Below are 498 nucleotides of genomic sequence, written 5' to 3'. Positions count from 1 at the left end.
GGACAGCGCCGAGCGCAGCCGGGAGACGATCCGGGTGGCCAGCAGCGAATGCCCGCCCAGCGCGAAGAAGTTGGCGTGGACGTCGAGGTCCGGCCGGTCCAGCACCTCCGACCAGATCCCGGCGACCAGCTCCTCCGCCGCCCCGGTCGCCCGCGTGGCCGTGTCCTCGGTGGCGGCCTTCGGTTCGGGCAGGGCGCGGTGGTCGGTCTTGCCGTTGGCGTTGACGGGGATGTGGTCCAGGAGGGTGATGGTGGAGGGGATCATGTAGAGGGGGAGCTGGTCGCTGAGGTGGGTGTTGAGGTCGGTGAGGAGGGCTTCTTCTGGGATGTCGTGGTCGGTGGTGATGTAGGCGGCGAGGCGGTGGTCGCCCGGGGTGGGTTCCCATTTGGTGACGACGGCGTCGCGGACGTGGGGGTGGCGGCGGAGGGTGTGTTCGATCTCGGCGGGTTCGATGCGGATGCCGCGGATCTTGACCTGGCTGTCCGCACGCCCCAGGAA

The 498-nt window shown here is 69.9% G+C and carries 1 protein-coding gene; it reads right to left on the bottom strand.

The window, feature by feature from the left end; genetic code table 11:
* Window positions 1-498 (bottom strand): AMP-binding enzyme (locus tag LQ326_RS47440; RefSeq protein ID WP_234545415.1); only part of this gene is annotated, 498 nt, incomplete at both ends.

Origin of the sequence: Streptomyces shenzhenensis (genome assembly GCF_021462265.1) — a bacterium.
Lineage (GTDB): Bacteria > Actinomycetota > Actinomycetes > Streptomycetales > Streptomycetaceae > Streptomyces > Streptomyces shenzhenensis.
The sequence above is the reverse complement of the archived record's forward strand: the minus strand, read 5'-3'. Positions and strand labels throughout refer to the sequence as shown.